The sequence below is a fragment of the Sphingobium sp. B1D7B genome (assembly GCF_025961965.1).
Lineage (GTDB): Bacteria > Pseudomonadota > Alphaproteobacteria > Sphingomonadales > Sphingomonadaceae > Sphingobium.
Map to the genome: position 1 here is coordinate 3,558,167 of NZ_JAOQOR010000001.1, position 17,135 is coordinate 3,575,301.

The 17,135-nt window shown below is 64.1% G+C and carries 14 protein-coding genes and 1 tRNA gene; 5 read left to right on the forward strand and 10 right to left on the reverse strand.

The features are described from left to right. Positions 1–311 precede the first annotated feature (311 nt). A complete protein-coding gene (locus M2336_RS16695) occupies positions 312–3,425 on the forward strand; it encodes a TRCF domain-containing protein (RefSeq protein WP_264593217.1) in 3,114 nt (1,037 codons plus the stop codon). A gap of 560 nt (positions 3,426–3,985) precedes the next feature. Here the strand turns inward: M2336_RS16695 and M2336_RS16700 are convergent. Further along, positions 3,986–4,075 (reverse strand) — tRNA-Ser (locus M2336_RS16700). Between the two features lie 143 nt (positions 4,076–4,218). Between M2336_RS16700 and hspQ the strand changes: the two genes are divergently transcribed. Further along, on the forward strand, positions 4,219–4,614 hold the full coding sequence (hspQ, locus tag M2336_RS16705) for a heat shock protein HspQ (protein WP_264571004.1): 396 nt from the start codon (positions 4,219–4,221) through the stop codon (positions 4,612–4,614). Between the two features lie 47 nt (positions 4,615–4,661). Here hspQ and M2336_RS16710 read toward each other — a convergent pair whose 3' ends face one another. Next, positions 4,662–5,501: an ABC transporter permease gene (locus tag M2336_RS16710; RefSeq protein WP_181560303.1), complete on the reverse strand. Its 840-nt coding sequence runs from the start codon at positions 5,499–5,501 to the stop codon at positions 4,662–4,664. Between the two features lie 134 nt (positions 5,502–5,635). Here M2336_RS16710 and M2336_RS16715 point away from each other — a divergent pair, with 134 nt between their 5' ends. Continuing rightward, complete coding sequence (locus M2336_RS16715) at positions 5,636–6,337, forward strand: GcrA family cell cycle regulator (RefSeq protein WP_264573340.1); 702 nt, start codon at positions 5,636–5,638, stop codon at positions 6,335–6,337. Between the two features lie 112 nt (positions 6,338–6,449). On the opposite strand, the gene M2336_RS16720 is transcribed toward M2336_RS16715, so the two are convergent. Next, positions 6,450–7,301: an outer membrane protein gene (locus M2336_RS16720; protein ID WP_264571006.1), complete on the reverse strand. Its 852-nt coding sequence runs from the start codon at positions 7,299–7,301 to the stop codon at positions 6,450–6,452. Positions 7,302–7,653: 352 nt separating this feature from the next. Between M2336_RS16720 and parE the strand changes: the two genes are divergently transcribed. Beyond that, the gene (gene parE / locus M2336_RS16725; RefSeq protein WP_264593218.1) at positions 7,654–9,633 is read left to right on the forward strand and encodes a DNA topoisomerase IV subunit B; all 1,980 of its coding nucleotides are present in this window, start codon (positions 7,654–7,656) and stop codon (positions 9,631–9,633) included. Between the two features lie 97 nt (positions 9,634–9,730). Next, entirely contained in the window at positions 9,731–11,170 is a 1,440-nt protein-coding gene (locus M2336_RS16730; RefSeq protein ID WP_264573342.1) for a L,D-transpeptidase family protein, read from the forward strand. A 24-nt stretch (positions 11,171–11,194) separates the two neighbouring features. Here M2336_RS16730 and M2336_RS16735 read toward each other — a convergent pair whose 3' ends face one another. From M2336_RS16735 to M2336_RS16765, 7 genes are all read right to left on the reverse strand, one after another. Next, the gene (locus M2336_RS16735) at positions 11,195–11,464 is read right to left on the reverse strand and encodes a hypothetical protein (RefSeq protein WP_181560308.1); all 270 of its coding nucleotides are present in this window, start codon (positions 11,462–11,464) and stop codon (positions 11,195–11,197) included. A gap of 5 nt (positions 11,465–11,469) precedes the next feature. After that, positions 11,470–12,030 (reverse strand): type 1 glutamine amidotransferase domain-containing protein, encoded by a 561-nt coding sequence (locus M2336_RS16740; RefSeq protein ID WP_264573343.1) that lies wholly within the window; start codon positions 12,028–12,030, stop codon positions 11,470–11,472. A 151-nt stretch (positions 12,031–12,181) separates the two neighbouring features. After that, positions 12,182–14,185 (reverse strand): TonB-dependent receptor family protein, encoded by a 2,004-nt coding sequence (locus M2336_RS16745; RefSeq protein ID WP_264573344.1) that lies wholly within the window; start codon positions 14,183–14,185, stop codon positions 12,182–12,184. Positions 14,186–14,225: 40 nt separating this feature from the next. Further along, entirely contained in the window at positions 14,226–14,849 is a 624-nt protein-coding gene (locus M2336_RS16750) for an SCO family protein (protein ID WP_264573345.1), read from the reverse strand. Further along, positions 14,836–15,306 (reverse strand): copper chaperone PCu(A)C, encoded by a 471-nt coding sequence (locus M2336_RS16755; protein ID WP_264573346.1) that lies wholly within the window; start codon positions 15,304–15,306, stop codon positions 14,836–14,838. The genes M2336_RS16750 and M2336_RS16755 overlap by 14 nt, the downstream gene beginning before the upstream one ends. Before the next feature lie 67 nt (positions 15,307–15,373). After that, complete coding sequence (locus M2336_RS16760; protein ID WP_413715979.1) at positions 15,374–15,760, reverse strand: DUF2946 family protein; 387 nt, start codon at positions 15,758–15,760, stop codon at positions 15,374–15,376. Positions 15,761–15,851: 91 nt separating this feature from the next. Beyond that, positions 15,852–17,093: a DUF445 domain-containing protein gene (locus M2336_RS16765; protein WP_264573347.1), complete on the reverse strand. Its 1,242-nt coding sequence runs from the start codon at positions 17,091–17,093 to the stop codon at positions 15,852–15,854. Positions 17,094–17,135 lie beyond the last annotated feature (42 nt).

Here is a 17,135-nt window from a genome sequence, read left to right on the forward strand (position 1 = left end):
AATCTGCCGGTCGATGGATCAGGGCAGTCTCAACACTGACAAGCTAGGGACCGATGCAACGAAGGCGGCGCATCGTCCAACGTCGGAAGTTCCGACCAGGACAATCAACATAAATCAGACTAAAATTGCTCGCGACCCTGCGACCAGGGGCGAATGTGCGCGTTTCAGGCTTCCTATCGTCCAGCGCAGGAGCAGACCCTGGAAGACTTTGCAGGCCGGATTGCGGCCGCGGCCACTATGATCGCCGCTATGATGACCGCTGCCAATATCGGGGCGCGAACTGCGGTCGATCTTGCCGGAGAGAACGCGAAATGAGCGGCGGGCATGGAGTGGGTGTACGGGCCCTGACACTATGGAAAGCGCTGCAAGCCGAGGACGTTCTCTATCTCGCCGATGATGAACAGGAAGCAGAGGCGCTGGCCGCCGCCCTCGGCAAGCTAGCGCCCGAGAACGTTGTCATCTTCTTACCATCAAGTGACACACTGCCCGGCGACAGTGCTCCTGCTTCACCTGCGAACATTGGGCAGCGTGTTGCCGCGCTGCGCATGCTCAGGCGCTCCATGCAGGCGGGCGGCGTCAAGCCCATCGCTGTGGTAATGAGCGGCGAAGCGGCGGCAAGGCTTTATCCGGATCCAGCAGCCTTTGACGCTGCGCCGCCTACGCTGAGGGAGGGCGACAAGATCGATCCTGCGGGGTTTGCGCAGGACATGTACGCGATTGGCTATGTCAGTGACGACCGCGTAGACGAACCGGGCGAGATCGCGGTGCGGGGTGAAGTCATTGATATCTATCCGGCGGATGCCGGTGCGCCCGCTCGCATCGAGATTTCTGATGGGCAGATCGCCAGCATCCGGCATTACGACCCGGCGACCCAGCTTAGCACTGGAGATTGCGAAGCGCTGGAGATCGGCCGCGCGCTGGAGCCAACGGATGGTCGGCGTTGCAGCATTCTCGCTCATCTTCGGCCGGGGCGCCTGTTTCAAAGTGGAAAAGCCGACCAGCGCCGTCGTCGATTTGCTCGACTGGCAGCTGAGACAGGGGCCGAACAGCCGGCCGACGCCGTGGCGGAAGGTGAGTGGAGGGCGGGCGAAGAAAGCTGGAAGACAAGTGAGATTACCGATGCTCAAATCGAAGCCCTCCCCCGTTTCGCTGAGCAACGCGCACCACTCAACGCGATGGTCCGGTTTGTGAAGCCGCGGCTTGATTCCGGCGACCGATTACTGCTCGTTGGAAGCGAGCGGGATGTCCGATTCCTGCGGTCTCGCATCGCGCGCAAATTGGGTCTCGAATTACATGACGTGGCCGATCTCGGTTCCGTTCTCGCGTCTCCGAAGTCGAGTGGTGGCTCTCTAATTGCGCCGATCGACGCGGGCGCGGTCGGAGACGGATTGATCATGCTGGCGGCCGCCGATCTCTTGGGCAGCCGGGCGTTGCTGAACGAGGCCCCGGAGACGGCATCGTCAGAAATTGCGCGCGCAGGCGGCGATATTCGCGTGGGCGATGTGGTCGTCCATGAAGACCATGGCGTCGCGCGAGTGCTCGGGCTCAATGCCGCGCCAGCCGAAGGCGGATCGGAAGCGATCATTTTGGAATATGCCGGCGGTACCCGCCGACTGGTGCCTGCCGGAGAGGCGGGGCGTATCTGGCGCTATGGCGCCGATGCGGACGCAGTAAAGCTCGACAAGCTTGACGGCACGAGCTGGACGAAGCGGCGTAGCGAGATAGACGAGGCGACGGCGGCCAACGCAAAGGCGCTTTTGAAGCTGGCGCAACAGCGCATGAATACAAAAGCCCCTTTACTGGAGCCGGAGGCGGCCGCCTATGAGCGCTTCGTTGCGACCTTCGCGTTCAATGAGACGGCTGATCAGGCACGGGCCATCGCAGCCGTGCGCGATGACCTTGCCAGCGGTCGTCCAATGGACCGACTGATCATTGGCGATGTAGGCTATGGAAAGACCGAAGTTGCCCTCCGGGCTGCGGCATTGGCTGCCCTTGCCGGGCATCAAGTCGTGGTCGCAGCGCCGACTACCGTGCTTGTGCGCCAGCACCTGGAAACGTTCGAGCGCCGCTTCGCAGGGCTGGGAGTCAAAGTCGCTAGCCTATCCCGCCTTTCGAGTGCGGCAGAGAAAAAGGTCGTCAAGGCGGGCTTGGCGGACGGATCGATCGACATCGTCATCGGAACCAGCGCGGTAATGGCGAAGGACGTGCGCTATGCGAAGCTGGGTCTCGTTGTCATAGATGAGGAGCAGCGTTTTGGTGCAGCTGACAAGGCGAAGCTGCGCGGCCGGGCCGACATTCATTTGCTCGCGATGAGCGCAACCCCGATCCCGCGAACACTCCACCGGGCGATGATCGGACTTCAGCAGATTTCCGTCATCGCAACGCCGCCAGCGCGCCGCCAGCCGATCCGTACCAGCCTTGCCGAGCCGAACGACGCGCAGATCAGAACGGCCTTGCTACGCGAGCGCTCGCGGGGCGGGCAAAGCTTCGTCGTCGTGCCACGGATCGAGGATCTCGCGCCCCTCTCGGAGCGATTGCGGCGCATCACGCCCGATCTTGTGCTGATCGAGGCGCATGGCAAGCTACCGGCGGCGGAGATTGACGCGGCTATGGTCCGTTTCGCCAATGGCGAGGGCGATGTGCTCCTCGCAACGAATATTATCGAGGCGGGTCTCGACGTGCCGCGCGCCAATACCATGCTCGTTTGGCACGCCGACCGTTTCGGCCTCGCCCAGCTTCATCAACTGCGCGGACGGGTCGGCCGGGGCAATAGGCGAGGACAGGTCATGCTGTTCACCGAGGGTGGGACGATTGCCGAGCATACGATGAAGCGCCTGCGAACGCTTACGACTTACGACCGACTTGGCGCGGGATTCGAGATAAGTGCAGCAGACCTTGATCAGCGCGGCGCCGGCGATCTGTTAAGCGATGCTCAGGCGGGGCATATGAAGCTCATGGGCGTCGACCTTTACCAGCATTTATTCGAGGCGGCGTTGAGGGCCGCGCGCGGCGAGGATGACGGGCTTTGGCTCGCGGAGGTGAATGTTGGAACGGCCGGCGCGTTGCCCGAGGACTGGATTCCCGACGTCGACATTCGTCTGGGTCTCTATGTGCGGATCGCCAGGGCGAGCGACGAAGGAGAACTCGAAGCCTTAGAAGAAGAGCTGATCGATCGGTTCGGCTCGCTCCCGGATGCTGCTGAGCGACTTCTTGCGGTCGCGCGGATCAAGCTGCTCGCTCGATTGGCCCAGATAGAGAGGGTCGACGCAGGACCTGCAGCAATCGCCCTGACTCCGCGCGGGCGTCGCAGGAAGGTCCCGACCGGGCTGCTCTCTAAAGACGGGCGCTGGCTGCTCAAGGAGCGGATCGCTGAGGAAGAGCAACTGGAGCGGCTGGAAGGCGTGCTGCACGCCATCGCGCCATAATCGCATTGGTTCTATCAACGATCACCACGCCCAGACTCAATGTGACCGCAATCATGCTGCCCTAATTATCAATTCAAGCGAGATCACGGCTAGTCGAGCTCGAAGCAGGTGCGGCGGCTTAAAGAAAGCCATAATACCAGTTCCATAAAGAACAGTGCGGCAACAACGTCTAACACAGGCGCAAAGGTGCCGATGAGATCGTAGCAATAGCCTGAAGCAACCGCCGGGAGAGCGCCAAAGTCGGCCGAGAGTGGGGAGCCGAACCCGAAGACGATGGCGCTGCTCGCGCGCCAAACCAGTTACCAAACACCATCACGATCGCGAGGATCGAGGTGTGTGCCTCGATGCCCAGAAAGGCAACCGCAGGATAGAGAAGGCGCGAGCGACTTGGCACCGGTGAACAAAGTCATGCCGCAGCCTTGAAATCGGTCATAAAACCGGCCGAGTTTGCACACGATCTACCGCGGACGGAGACGGATGGCCCCTCTCCCGAAACCTTAGGATTTTCGAGAAAATTTGCGTACGCGCTGGATCGGGAGTGGTCGCTGAGGCGCAGGAACTGGCGGAGAGGGTGGGATTCGAACCCACGGTACGGTTGCCCGTACACCGCATTTCGAGTGCGGCGCATTCGACCACTCTGCCACCTCTCCGCAGAGGTTTTCGCGTCGCAGTGCCCAAAGAGAGGGCGCCGCTGCGGTAGTCGAGCGCGCGCTGTTAGCGGATGATCAGGGCTTTGCCAAGCAGTCGGTGCGGGAAAACTTGCACTCGGTGCCGGCGACACTAAATCTGTCTCATGAATCAAGCCCAAGCCCGCAAGTCATTCTCTTCCGTGACGCACATTCCGACGATCAGTGCCGCCCATCGCGTGTCGCACGCGCATTTCGGCATTGGGGAGAAGGTCCGGCACCGCCTGCTGGGGTTTCGCGGGGTTGTGTTCGATATCGATCCGGTCTTTTCCAACAGCGAGGAATGGTATGAGGCCATTCCCGAGGCGATGCGGCCGGAGCGGGACCAGCCTTTCTACCATCTGTTCGCGGACAATGGTGAAGCGACCTATGTCGCTTATGTGAGCCAGCAGAATCTGGTGGCCGACGGAACCGACGAGCCGATCGATCATCCCGCTGTCACCGCCTTGTTCGGCGAGCATCGCGGCGGGCATTATGCGCTCGACCCGAGCTACTGGCACTGAACTGACGGGCGGCGCCTCGCCTGTTGTAGTCGGGGCTATGCCTGTCTTCAGGATTTGATCCGCCACCCCTGCCGTAGCCCGATGTAGCAGACGGCGGCCAGCACGAGGTTGAGCGCCAGCAGGAGCGCCGCGCCCACCGCGATGGGCGAATCGGCCGCGGCGAGGAAGCCATAGCGGAAGCCGGAAATCGCGTAGAAGAACGGATTGACGTGGCTGATCGCTCGCATGATCGGCGAGACATGATCCATCGAGTAGAAGGTGCCGGAGAGCAGCGACAGAGGCGCAACGAGAAAGTTGGTGACGGCAGCGGCATGATCGAACTTTTCCGCCCAGATGCCGGTGAGAATGCCGAGGAAGCCCAGCATCGCCGAGCCGGCAATGCCGAAATAGACGACGGCCCAGAGATGATGCGGGGCCACATGGACGCCAGGCCAGGCCAGCATCGCCAGCCAGATGGCGCCACCGACAAAGGCCGCACGGGTCACCGAGGCCGCGACGAGGGCGAACAGCAGTTCCCCGGCGGAGAAAGGCGGCATGAGATAATCGACGATGGTCCCCTGCAGTTTGCCGGCGAGCACCACGGTGGCGGTATTCTGGAAGCTGTTCTGCACCATCGCCATGATGATGAGGCCGGGCGCCACGAAATCGGCGAAGGGCACGCCCATCACCATCAGGCCGCCACGCCCCAGCGCGACGGTGAAGATGATCAGGAACAACAGGCTGGTAAGCGCCGGCCCCCAGATCGTCTGCAGATGCACCTTGAGGAAGCGGCGGACTTCCTTGAGGTAGAGCGCCTTCATCCCGGACCAGTTGACGCCGTGGATGACGGGAACGCCCGGTTCATGACGAATGAGCGGTTGGGTGTGCGAGGAAGCAGGTTCGGCCATGAAACCGCCCTATCGCGTCCCACCCGCAGCAGCAATGGCGCAGCGATACTGTGCCGCCCGGCTTTGTCGATGACAGGCCGTTTGACCTTTGGGCCATGGATGCCCATATGACCCGATCATTTGAAGGAATAGGCATGTCCTGGACAGACGAACGCATCGATCAGCTCCGGCAGATGTGGGAGCGCGGCATGACTGCGAGCCAGATCGCTGAAGAGCTGGGCGGCGTGAGCCGCAACGCCGTGATCGGCAAGGCGCACCGCCTTGGCCTGCAGTCGCGCCCCTCCCCCGTGAAGGCGGCGGACTCCAGCCGCGCTGCTGCGCCGCAAAGCCGCAAGGCCGCGCCTCCGCCGGCACCCGCCGCACCCAAGGCGGAAGCCGCGCCGGCGCCCGAGCCGCGCATCGCAAAGCCGCAGCCCAAGGCGCCGCCGGTGGTGGAAGCACGGCCGCAGCCGCCCGTCGCGGCCCAGCCTGTTGCCGACGCCCCTCCGCCGCCTCCCCAGCCCCGGATCGTCTCGGTTGGCCCCGGCGGCTTCCTGCGGCAGGGTCCGGGCGAGATGCAGCAGCCGATTCCGCCGGCACCGCCGCGCCGGCTGGTTCCGGCCAAGCCCAGCCCGGAAATCGCAGACAAGACTAGCCTGCTCGATCTCAACGAGAAGATCTGTAAATGGCCGATGGGCCATCCGGGCGAGCCGGACTTCCACTTCTGCGGTGAAAAGGTGAACCCTGGCTTCCCTTATTGCGTGGAACATTGCGGGCGGGCCTATCAGGCGCAGCTGCCGCGTGGCACGCGCCGTCCCCCGCCGCCCATGCCTTATGGCGGCCCACGGGTGCGCTGAGGCATCAAGCGATGACATAAAAAAGGGGCCGGTTTCGGCCCCTTTTCTGTATCTGGCATTCCAGTGCGACGTACACCCTCCCGCCTTATGAAGCGGGAGGGCGCAATCGATCTTAGAAGCGGAAGCTCGCCGTCGCGCGAACGGTGTGATGATCGAACACATCGTTGGTGCGCTGGATGTCGGTGAAGCCAGCCGGCGTAATCACGAACGGGTTCGTCAGCGAGGGCGGCGTGCCTTGGCCGGCGCGAACCGTGTAGCCATCCGTGTTGAAGCGGGTGTAGCGATACTGCACGCCGATCGAGAAGTTCTGGCTCACGCGCTGCTCGATGCCGCCGCCAGCGGTCCAGCCCCACTCGTCCGCGCTTTCGTTGGACTCGGTGAAGGTGTTGAACGTGTTGCTGGTGGCGAAGTTGTTCTTGATCTTGGCGTAGGCGACACCGCCGGTGCCGTAGATCAGCGTGCCGGTGCCGAGTGCCAGACCAGCGCGCAGACGGGCGTTGGCATCCCAGTCAATCCGACGCGACAGGACATAGCTGGCGGGAGTGGTGCTGAAGCCGCTGACCGAGTTACCGATCATCGTGCGACCGCCTTCGATGACAGCGCCGACGACAAAGTTGCCCATCTGCATGTCATAACCGGCATGGACACCCCAAGCGACGCGACGATCCTTGTCACCGGCACAGGAGCCGGGCGTGGCACCAAGCGCGCGGCCACGGCAGAAGCCGGGCGCGAAGGCATTGCCGGGGACAGCCGTAGAAACGGTATCGCCGTAATTGCCATCATTGTTGGTGTCGAAGGTCAGCGTCTCGAGCGTGTCGCGGTCATAATTGGGCTGCCAGGCCATGCCGAGCGAGCCACCGACATACGGACCGGTCCAATCACCCGCGCCATCCTGCGCCAGAGCCGGAGCGGCCAGCAGGCCTGCCATGGCGGTGGTGAGCGAAATGAGAGCGATCTTTTTCATACAATAAATCTCCTGCCTCTGAACTGGCTGGCCGCAATACGTTCACCCCCTCGAATTGGTTTCGCGAACTCGCTCACAAAATTCTGTTAACCACGACACCTGTCTCTTTTTTGTAACGCTTTGCCCGCGAATATTGCTGCCAGATGAACGAAACGGTCGCGATTATTGATTTTGCGTACTTCGTTGCTCGCTGAGCTGTCTGCATCTGCAAGCTATTCTATTGCATTTGGCCGCGGTGCGGCGCTGCGATGATCGATCCGCTAGAGCGCTCGGGGGCCGACATGGTTCCACCACCCGCCGGATAAGATCACGCCGCTTGCGCCCGTGACTCCGCTGGCCCTATAGTTCCCGCATGTCCGACAACCTGTTCGACCAGAACATCGCCCGCACAACCGAAAGCTACGACGCCTCCGCCATTGAGGTGCTGGAGGGGCTGGAGCCGGTGCGTCGCCGCCCCGGCATGTATATCGGCGGCACGGATGAGCGCGCCCTGCACCATCTCGCCTCCGAAGTGCTCGACAACGCGATGGACGAAGCGGTCGCCGGCCACGCCACCCGCATCGAGGTGACGCTGGAGGCGGGCAATCGGCTGACGATCACCGACAATGGCCGCGGCATCCCAGTGGACCCGCACCCCAAATTCCCCGGCAAGTCGGCGCTGGAGGTCATCCTCACCACGCTGCACTCGGGCGGCAAATTCTCGGACAAGGCCTATGCGACGTCGGGCGGCCTGCATGGCGTCGGCATCAGCGTGGTCAACGCGCTGTCCGTCGACACCGAGATCGAGGTGGCGCGTAATCGCGAACTGTTCCGCCAGCGCTTCTCCAAGGGGCACCCTGTGGGTCCGCTGGAGAAGGTGGGTGCGGCGCCCAACCGGCGGGGCACCAGCGTCAGCTTCACCCCGGATGGCGATATTTTCGGCGAGCTGAAATTCAAGCCCTCCCGGCTGCACCGCCTCGCCCGCTCCAAGGCCTATCTCTTTGCCGGTGTGGAAATCCGCTGGAAATGCGATCCGGCTATCATCACGGATGACACCCCCGCCGAGGCGGTGTTCCAGTTCCCCGGCGGCCTTTCCGACCATCTGCGCGAGCAGCTGGGCAATCGCGAATGCGCGACAGCGGAGTTCTTCCGCGGCACGCAGGATTTCCCGGACGGTGTCGGGCGCGTGGAATGGGCCATCGCCTGGCCGCTCTGGTCCGACGGTTCCACCAGCTGGTACTGCAACACCATCCCCACCCCGGACGGCGGCACGCACGAGACCGGGCTGCGCGGCGCGGTCACCAAGGGCATCCGCGCCTTTGGCGAGCTGGTCGGGCAGAAGAAGGCGAAGGACATCCAGACGGACGACATCATGTCCGGCTGCGAGCTGATGCTGAGCGTGTTCATCCGCGATCCGCAATTCCAGAGCCAGACCAAGGACCGGCTGACCAGTCCGGAAGCCGCGCGGCTGGTGGAAGCGGCCATGCGCGACCATTTCGACCATTTCCTCACCGACAATATGGACCGGGGCAAGGCGCTGCTCGGCCATGTGCTGGAGCGGATGGACGAGCGCCTGCGCCGCAAGCAGGAAAAGGAAATCAAGCGCAAGACGGCGACCTCGGGCCGCAAGGTCCGCCTGCCGGGCAAGCTGACAGATTGCTCGTCCGATGACCCCGAGGGCACCGAACTGTTCATCGTGGAAGGCGACAGCGCCGGCGGCAGCGCCAAGCAGGCGCGCGACCGCAAGACGCAGGCGATCCTGCCGATCCGCGGCAAAATCCTGAACGTCGCCTCGGCCACCTCTGCCAAGATCCTCGCCAATCAGGAAATCGCAGACCTGATCCTCGCCATCGGCTGCGGCACCCGCAAGGACTGCAACCCGGACAATCTGCGCTATGAGCGCATCGTCATCATGACCGATGCCGATGTCGATGGCGCACATATCGCCACCTTGCTGATGACCTTCTTCTTCCAGGAGATGCCGGAGCTTGTGCGCCGCGGCCATCTCTACCTCGCCCAGCCGCCGCTCTATCGCCTCGTGGCGGGCGGCAAGAGCTGGTATGCGGCGGACGATGCCGCACTCGCCAAACTGCGCAGCGGCGAGCTCAAAGTCAAGAAGCTGGAGGTCAGCCGCTTCAAGGGCCTGGGCGAGATGAACCCCATGCAGCTGCGCGAGACCACCATGGACCCCAAGAAGCGCAAGATGATCCGCATCACGCTGCCGCAGGAATATGAGGAGCGCGCGGGCGTGAAGGATCTGGTGGACCGGCTGATGGGCACCAATCCCGCGCATCGCTTCGCGTTCATTCAGGAGAATGCCGCGCAGGTCGATGAGGACGTCATCGACGCCTGAGCCGGGCGAACCCACGGAATTTCACGCCTGAAACCGCCCGTAACGGGAGCGTTATCCCGCGCCTCGCGTTTCCCTACCAAGCAGTCGGGAGACATATGTGCGCACTGGAATTTTTGGATCATCGTTGCTGGCGATCGCGCTACTTCTTTCGGGTTGCGATAAAACAAAGGACAATCATGATCAGGCCGGCCTCGCGCTGGAAGACATGCAGTGGAGCGACGAGGCAACCGATCAACTGACCGAAGCGCTGGCCCAGCGCGCCGCCCATGGTCTGGACCAGAAGGATTTCGGCCTCGGCGGCTCGGGTGAAAAGGCCGGCAATGCGGAGCTAACCAAGGCTGCGCTTGCTTATGCACAGGCACTGGCTCGGGGCGCGACTGACCCGACCAAGCTGTATGAAATCTATACCGTCCCCCGCCCCTCGCCCGATCTTCGCGCCGGGCTTGCGCAGGCGTTGCGGGAAGGCAAGGTCGGCGCATGGCTCGCCAGCCTCGCGCCGCAGGATGCAAGCTATCGCAAGCTGTCCGAGACCTATCTCGCGCTGCGCAAGCAAGGCAATGGCGCCAGCACCGAAATTCCGGCAACCAGCGCGCCGCTCAAGCCGGGTGAGAGCGACCCCCGCATCCCGGCCATAGCCCGGCAGCTCGTGGCGACGGGTTATCTCGACAAGGCGAATGCCAGCACGGACACGCGCTACACCCCGGCAATCGGCGCCGCCGTGCGGGCCATGCAGGCGGACTATGGCATCACGGCCGACGGGGTGATCGGGGATGATGCACTGAAGATCATCAACCTGTCAGACGCTGACCGCGCCCGCGCCATCGCGGTGAACATGGAGCGGATGCGCTGGCTCGAGCGCACGCCGCCCGCGACGCGCATCGATGTGAACATCGCGGCGGCCCGGCAGAGCTACTGGCGCGACGGCAAGTTGGCCGATGTGCGCCGGGTGATCGTGGGCGAACCGGACCATGAAACGCCGATGCTCGCATCGCCCATCTATCGCCTCGTCGCCAACCCGACCTGGACCGTGCCCCGCTCTATCGAAGAGAAGGAACTGGCCGGCAAGGGCGCGGACTATCTCCGCCGCAACAACATGGCGCGAAAGGACGGCTGGATCGTCCAGCAGCCCGGGCCGAAGAATTCGCTCGGACTGGTCAAATTCGACATGAAGAACGATCACGCCATCTACCTGCACGACACGCCGGCCAAGCAACTGTTCGATGAAGTACAGCGCCAGCGCAGCCATGGGTGCGTGCGCGTGCAGGATGCGCTAGGCTTTGCCGATATGATCGCGCGGGACGAAGGCGTGACAGCCGAATGGCAAAAGGCACGCGAAACCGGCAAGGAGAGCTTTGTCCCCCTGCCCCGCGAAATCCCGGTGCGGCTGCTCTACCAGACCGTGATCTTCGACGATGCCGGCGAGCCGGTGGTCCGCGACGATCCTTATGGGTGGAACAACCCCGTCGCCGCCGCACTTGGCTTCGGCTCGGGGTCGGAACGGCGGGTGCGGGGCGACCGCGGCGACATCGGGCCGTGAGCCGTGCGGTGCCGGGCGGTTGGCTTAGCCTTCCGCCCGGCGCCGGCCCGGCCGCAGCAGGTAACGCCACACCCCGACGAGATTGATGACGAGCAGCACGATGTTCTGCACGCCGATGCCTTCGCTCTCCGGCTGGAGGAAACCCCAGCCGATAAGCGCCATGGAACTGGTGACGAAAATCACCATCGCCCAGCCCGTCCATAGCCTGCCGAGATTGAGCGACACGATGAGCGCGGCCAGCGTCGCCGCGGCCGCGCCATAATATTGTAAGGCTGTCAGCAAGCCGTCAGACATGCAGGTCAGGCCGCATCGACATGACGACCTTCAGCAAATTCCTCGATGATCTTGGCGCAGAAGGCGTCCAGATCATCCGGCGTGCGGCTGGTGACGAGGCCGTTGTCGACGACCACTTCCTCATCCACCCAATCACCGCCGGCATTTTCGATATCGGTCCTGACGGTGGGGTAAGAGGTGAGCGTGCGCCCCTCGACCACATCGGCTTCGACCAGCAGCCACGGACCGTGGCAGATCACGCCGATGGGTTTGCCAGCCTCGGCGAAGGCGCGAACCAGATCCACGACATCATCATCGCCGCGCAGCTTGTCCGCGCCGACGCTGCCGCCGGGGATGATCAGACCGTCGAAGTCATCGACAGACACATCGGCAACCGCGCGATCGACGGTGTAGCTGCCGCCGGGGTCGAGATCATTATTGTTGGTCTTGGCTTCACCCGTCTCGATGCCGATCACTGTGACGGTGGCGCCCGCCTTGGTCACGGCGTCGCGGGGTTGAACGAATTCGGGCTCTTCCGTGCCGCGCGGCGCGATGAGGATCGCGATGGATTTTCCTTCCAGACTCATGGGGTCTCTGCCTTTCCTTGCGTTTGGGGATATTCCGGACAACGCACCGGCAGGCGTTCCGAGCCCGAAGGACGTGCAAGACAGGCTGAACCGAACCAATCATGCGCCGGCGGCGGAGCAATTCCTCCGCCGCCAGCGCTCTCATTCAGTCTCAGAAGCGGGCGCGAACGCCGCCGTACACCGCGCGGCGCTCGACCGGATAATAGATCGCTGACGCTCCAGTGGCAGCTATCACTGCCGAAATGTCGCCGATGGCCTTCTTGTCGGTGATGTTCCGCACGTCGAGGAACAGGTCGATCCCGCTGGTCAGCGTCGCGCCTGCTGTCAGGCCCAGCAGCGCATAGCCGGGCGTGCGCGTGCTGTTGGCGTAATCGGCAAATGCCCCTTGGGGCACCCATTCGAGATTGGGCGCGACATTGAGCGCCGCCGTCCCGATCCGAACTTCACTGCGCAGTACATTCAGCGGCACCACCGGCAGGCGGTTGTTCTGGAAAACCGCATCGTCGACGAAGTGGAAGTCCGAATATTGCCAGATCTGGCGCAGGCGCAGCCAGGGGGTCGGCGCGAGGCTGACGGCGGCCTCGATGCCACTGTGCCGCGTGCGATCCGCGTTGAAGGTGGCGGCCGGAACGGTGGTGCCATTGGGGGAATATTGCAGCAGCTCATCGCGCAGGGTGGCACGGTAGGCGGTGATATCCCAGCTCACCATGCCCGCCTGCCCGCGGGTGCCGATTTCCGCCGTCCAGGCCGTCTGCGGGGCGATGGCCGCAATGAGCGTGCTGACCGGCGGCGTGCCGACGCTCTGGAAAACCTCCCCGAAGCCCGGGAATTCCGCCGAGCGGCTGTAGTTGGCGAAGAGCTGGATGTCCGGCGTCGGCTCGATGAGCACGCCGAACTTGGGCGAGAATTCATTGAACGCCAACCGCCCGCTTTGCCCCGTGGAGAGCAGGACCGTGCGCTTGCGGAAGCCATCGGCATAAATGCCGCCGGCAATCAGCGTGACGCCCGGCACCGGCTGCAGGCGCGCCTCGCCATAGACATTGGCGGTGCGCGCGGTCTGATCGGCATCGAAGGTCAGCGCGCCGCGTTCCCCATTCACATTCCGATACTGGCGCGCCCGCGTTTCGCCGTGGCGGAACTCGCCGCCCAGCGTGAAGGAGAGAATGCCGGCATCATGGTCCAGCCGGGCGAAGACGCCCCGGTCGGTCGATTTCTGATCGATGACTTCATAGATGGGGTGGAACAGATCCTTCATGTTGAGGAAGGCCCCGACATCGAGCCGGGTCTGCCCCCAATCGAAGCGGGTGCGGTTCTGCAGGCGGATCGAGTCGATATCCCGCCCCTGATCGCCGCTGAAATTGCCTTTTTGCGGATTATTCAGAACATCCGTAGCGGTAAGCGCGCCGGGCAGATCCTGACGGATGCGGTTGAGGCTCGCATAGAAGCGCGTGCTCACAACGTCGGACAGAGCGAGGCCGACATTGCCATGGACGCGCATGCTCTCGCGATGGGCGTGCTGGCGGTCGCCATCCGAGGTATCGGCGCTCATGCCGACCCAATAGTCGGCCGGGCCACTGTTGCCGCCATAGGCCGCCAGCCCCCGGACTGTCTCGAAGCTGCCGGCATCGGCGCGCAAATACAGGCCGGGCGCATCCTTGCCGGTGGGGGTCACGCCATTGATCGCGCCGCCCAGCGTGCCCGAGCCGAAGCGCAGGGCATTGGCGCCGCGATAGACCTCCAGCCGCTCGAAGAAGATCGGGTCCAGTTCCTGAAAGTCGCCATTGTCGTCAGCGAGATTGATCGGCGCGCCATCCTGCAGCAGCGTGATGCCGCGCATGTGGTAGCCGCGCGAGAGGCCCGAGCCGCGAATGGAGAGGCGAACCTCCTGCCCATAGCGCGGCTGGGTGTAGACGCCGGGTGAAAAGGCGAGCGTATCGCGCAGTGAGACGATGGTCTTGTCGGCATAATCCTCGTGCCGGACGACATCGGTGCCGCCCGGCGTGGCGCGGGCGAGCCGCTCGGCATCCTGCGTTTGGGACTGGCCCACAACGATGATGGTGCGCTCGCCATCGGCGGCGGCATCAGCAGCCTCCTCGGCAAAAGCGGGCGTGGCCATGGCGAGCATGGTTGCGAGAGCGATAAAGGACGTTTTCATGATGATGTCTCCCCCCGTTCGGGGTCTGAAATATTGTGGGTCAGGCGATCAGGCGGCGAAGTTCGGCAAGGGCCGCATCTTCGCTATCCTGATCGCTCAGCAGGGATTGCAGGCGCCCGTCGCGACCCATGAGGATGACGAAGGCGCTGTGATCGATGGTGTAATCGCCGCCCTCGAGCGGGATCTTCTGGTAGAAGACCCGGAAGGACTTCGCCGCGTCGGCAATCTGGGTTGGCGAACCGGTGAGGCCGAGAATGGGCGTGCCGAACAGATCGACATAAGCACCCACATCAGCCGGCGTGTCATGGCCGCTGTCGACCGAGACGAAGACGATGCGGAACTTGTCCCCATCGGCCCCCATCGCCTTGCGCAGATGCGCCATGCGGCTGAGGGTGGTCGGGCAAATATCCGGGCAGCGGGTGAAGCCGAAGAAGATCGCATAGGGCGTGCCCTTGAGCGTCTGCGCGGTGACCGGCTTTCCATCCCTGTCGACCAGCGAGAAATGCTGGCCCACATCGGCCGGCGCCCCCGCTATCACTTGCGGCGGACCTTGGGTGACGAACCGCAGGGCCAACAGAATACCAAGGCCAAGGGCAGCGAGCGCCACCAGCAGCCAGAGCCACAAACGAATGCGAGCCAGCCGGCGCGGATCAGTGTCCGCCATGGCTGCCTCCATAAGTGACGGCCTCGACGGCGAACGAGACCTGCACCTTGCCGGCGCGGGCGAAGTCGAGCGTGACGGGAATGGTCTCGCCGCGCACCAGCGGGCGCTTGAGGCCCATGAACATGATATGGAAGCTGCCCGGCTTGAGCGCGACAGAGCCGCCCGCCGCGACCGGCAGGCCATTCTTGAGCGGCCGCATCCGCATGACACCGCCCTCCATGCTCATGCTGTGGATTTCGACGCGGGTGGCGACCGGCGTGCTACCGCCAGTGAGCCGCTCATCCGCACGGGCGCTGTTGGTGATGGTGAGGAAACCGCCACCCGCAGACTGCCCACGCGCGGTTTCCCGCGCCCAGGGTCGATCGATGGTGAGGCCGTCCTTCTTGACGCCCTGCGCGGTGGCAGGTGCCACCAAAGCTGCGGCGAAACCCGCCGCGATCACGATAGGAATTTGCATTGAGAAACACTCCGACATGCCCACGCGTGACGACGCGCCGGCAGGACCGACAAATCAGCTCAGATTGTCAGGCGTAGGCCGGAGGGCCGCGTAGGGGGGGTCGGAGATAGGTCTCATGCCGTGGCAGCCGCAGATCGGGCTGCAGCAGGGCCGTCGCGAAGATGAACGCCAGCGCGGCTTCAAGCACGACCGGATCGGTTGCGGCAAGCGCCTGAGCCGTCAGGCCGCCGAAGGCGCAGGTCTGATCCGATTGGGTCTGCGGCGTCTTGTCCTTGCCCTCGACGGGAATGTGCAGCGTGATCGGCCCCGCCCCGCCGGACGAGCATAGCTCGACGGTGAGCGTCTTACCGCTGACGACCGGCATGAAGCCCGCCGGCATCAGCGCCTTGAACAGCAACGCGAGGCCGAGCAGCGTGGCAGCCCAGCAGCGGTGCGAATGAACAAGGCGGCGCATATGCAACACGGCCGCGCTCCTAATCCCCTCCGCCGCATTTGTCACCCGCGAACGGATAAAACCTCACGGCGCGCAGGCAGGAGCGGATTTTCTAGAACAGATAGCTCAGGCTGTGCAGCGTGAGACCGACCAACCCGCCGACCAGGGTGCCGTTGATACGGATATATTGCAGATCGCGCCCGACCGCATTTTCCAGCCGCCCGGTGATCGTTCGCGCGTCCCAACTGCGCACGGTTTCGGAGACCAGCAGGACGATGCTGTCGCCGTAGCGCGCCGCCGTGCCGACCGCGACGCGCCGGGCGAAACGATTGACCACATGCTTGAGCGCGGGATCGTCGCGGAGCGTTTCGCCAAGCTGGCGCACCACCTCGCCCATCCGCCCGGCGAGCGCTGCCTGCGGATCACGCGCAGCGCGCAGCATGGCCTCGCGCGCGGCTTGCCAGATGCCATCCAGCCAGCGCTGCATGGCCGGGTTAGCGATCATCTCGTCGCGGATGCGGTCGACACGCGCCTGCATCTTGGGGTCGGTCTGGAGATCGTCCGCAAGGGTCGCCAGCCCCTCCTCCACCTTGGAGCGCAGCCGGTGCTCCGGGTCGTCCGCGGCCTCCTGCAGCAGCCTGTCCAGCCCGTCGATGATCTTGTTGGCCAAGGTCTCGTCGAGCCCCGTGAAGCGCATGATCTTGCCCGAGCGCTCATGCACGATCTGGCGGATGAGTTCGCGATTGGCTTCCAGCGTCCGCGCGCCCCAGCGGATCAGGGCGTCGAGCACCGGCTGGTGACGCCCGTCCTTCATGGCGGCGGCGAGCAACTGGCCCAGCAGCGGCGCGGCATTGAGCTGCCCGATGCGCTGGACCAGCACGCCCTTGAGCATCCCGCCCAGCCGCTCATCATCCAGCGCTTCCAGAGAATCGGCCAGCAAGCGCGAGGCACCGCGCCGCAAGCGTCCATCGCCGGCGGCCGGCGCCGCCAGCACGCGCCCGGCCGCGCCGGCGACATCCAGCCGGCCCATGCGGCGAGCGACGACGGCGGGCGTGAGGAAATTGTCGCGCAGAAAGACCGCCAGCGTATCGCCGATGCGGTCCTTGTTGCGAGGGATGATCGCAGTGTGCGGGATCGGCAAGCCCAGCGGATGACGGAACAGCGCAGTAACCGCGAACCAGTCGGCCAATCCGCCGACCATGGCCGCTTCCGCAAACGCCCGAACGAAGCCCAAAGCCGGATGCAGGTCCTCGAACCGACGCGCCGACACATAGGCAATCGCCATCACGACCAGCAACCCGGTCGCAATGATGCGCATCTGCCGCACGCCGCTATGGACGGGAACCTTGATCATGCGACGTCTCTAGCCGAGTGCTGCCCCTGGGTCATCCGGCAA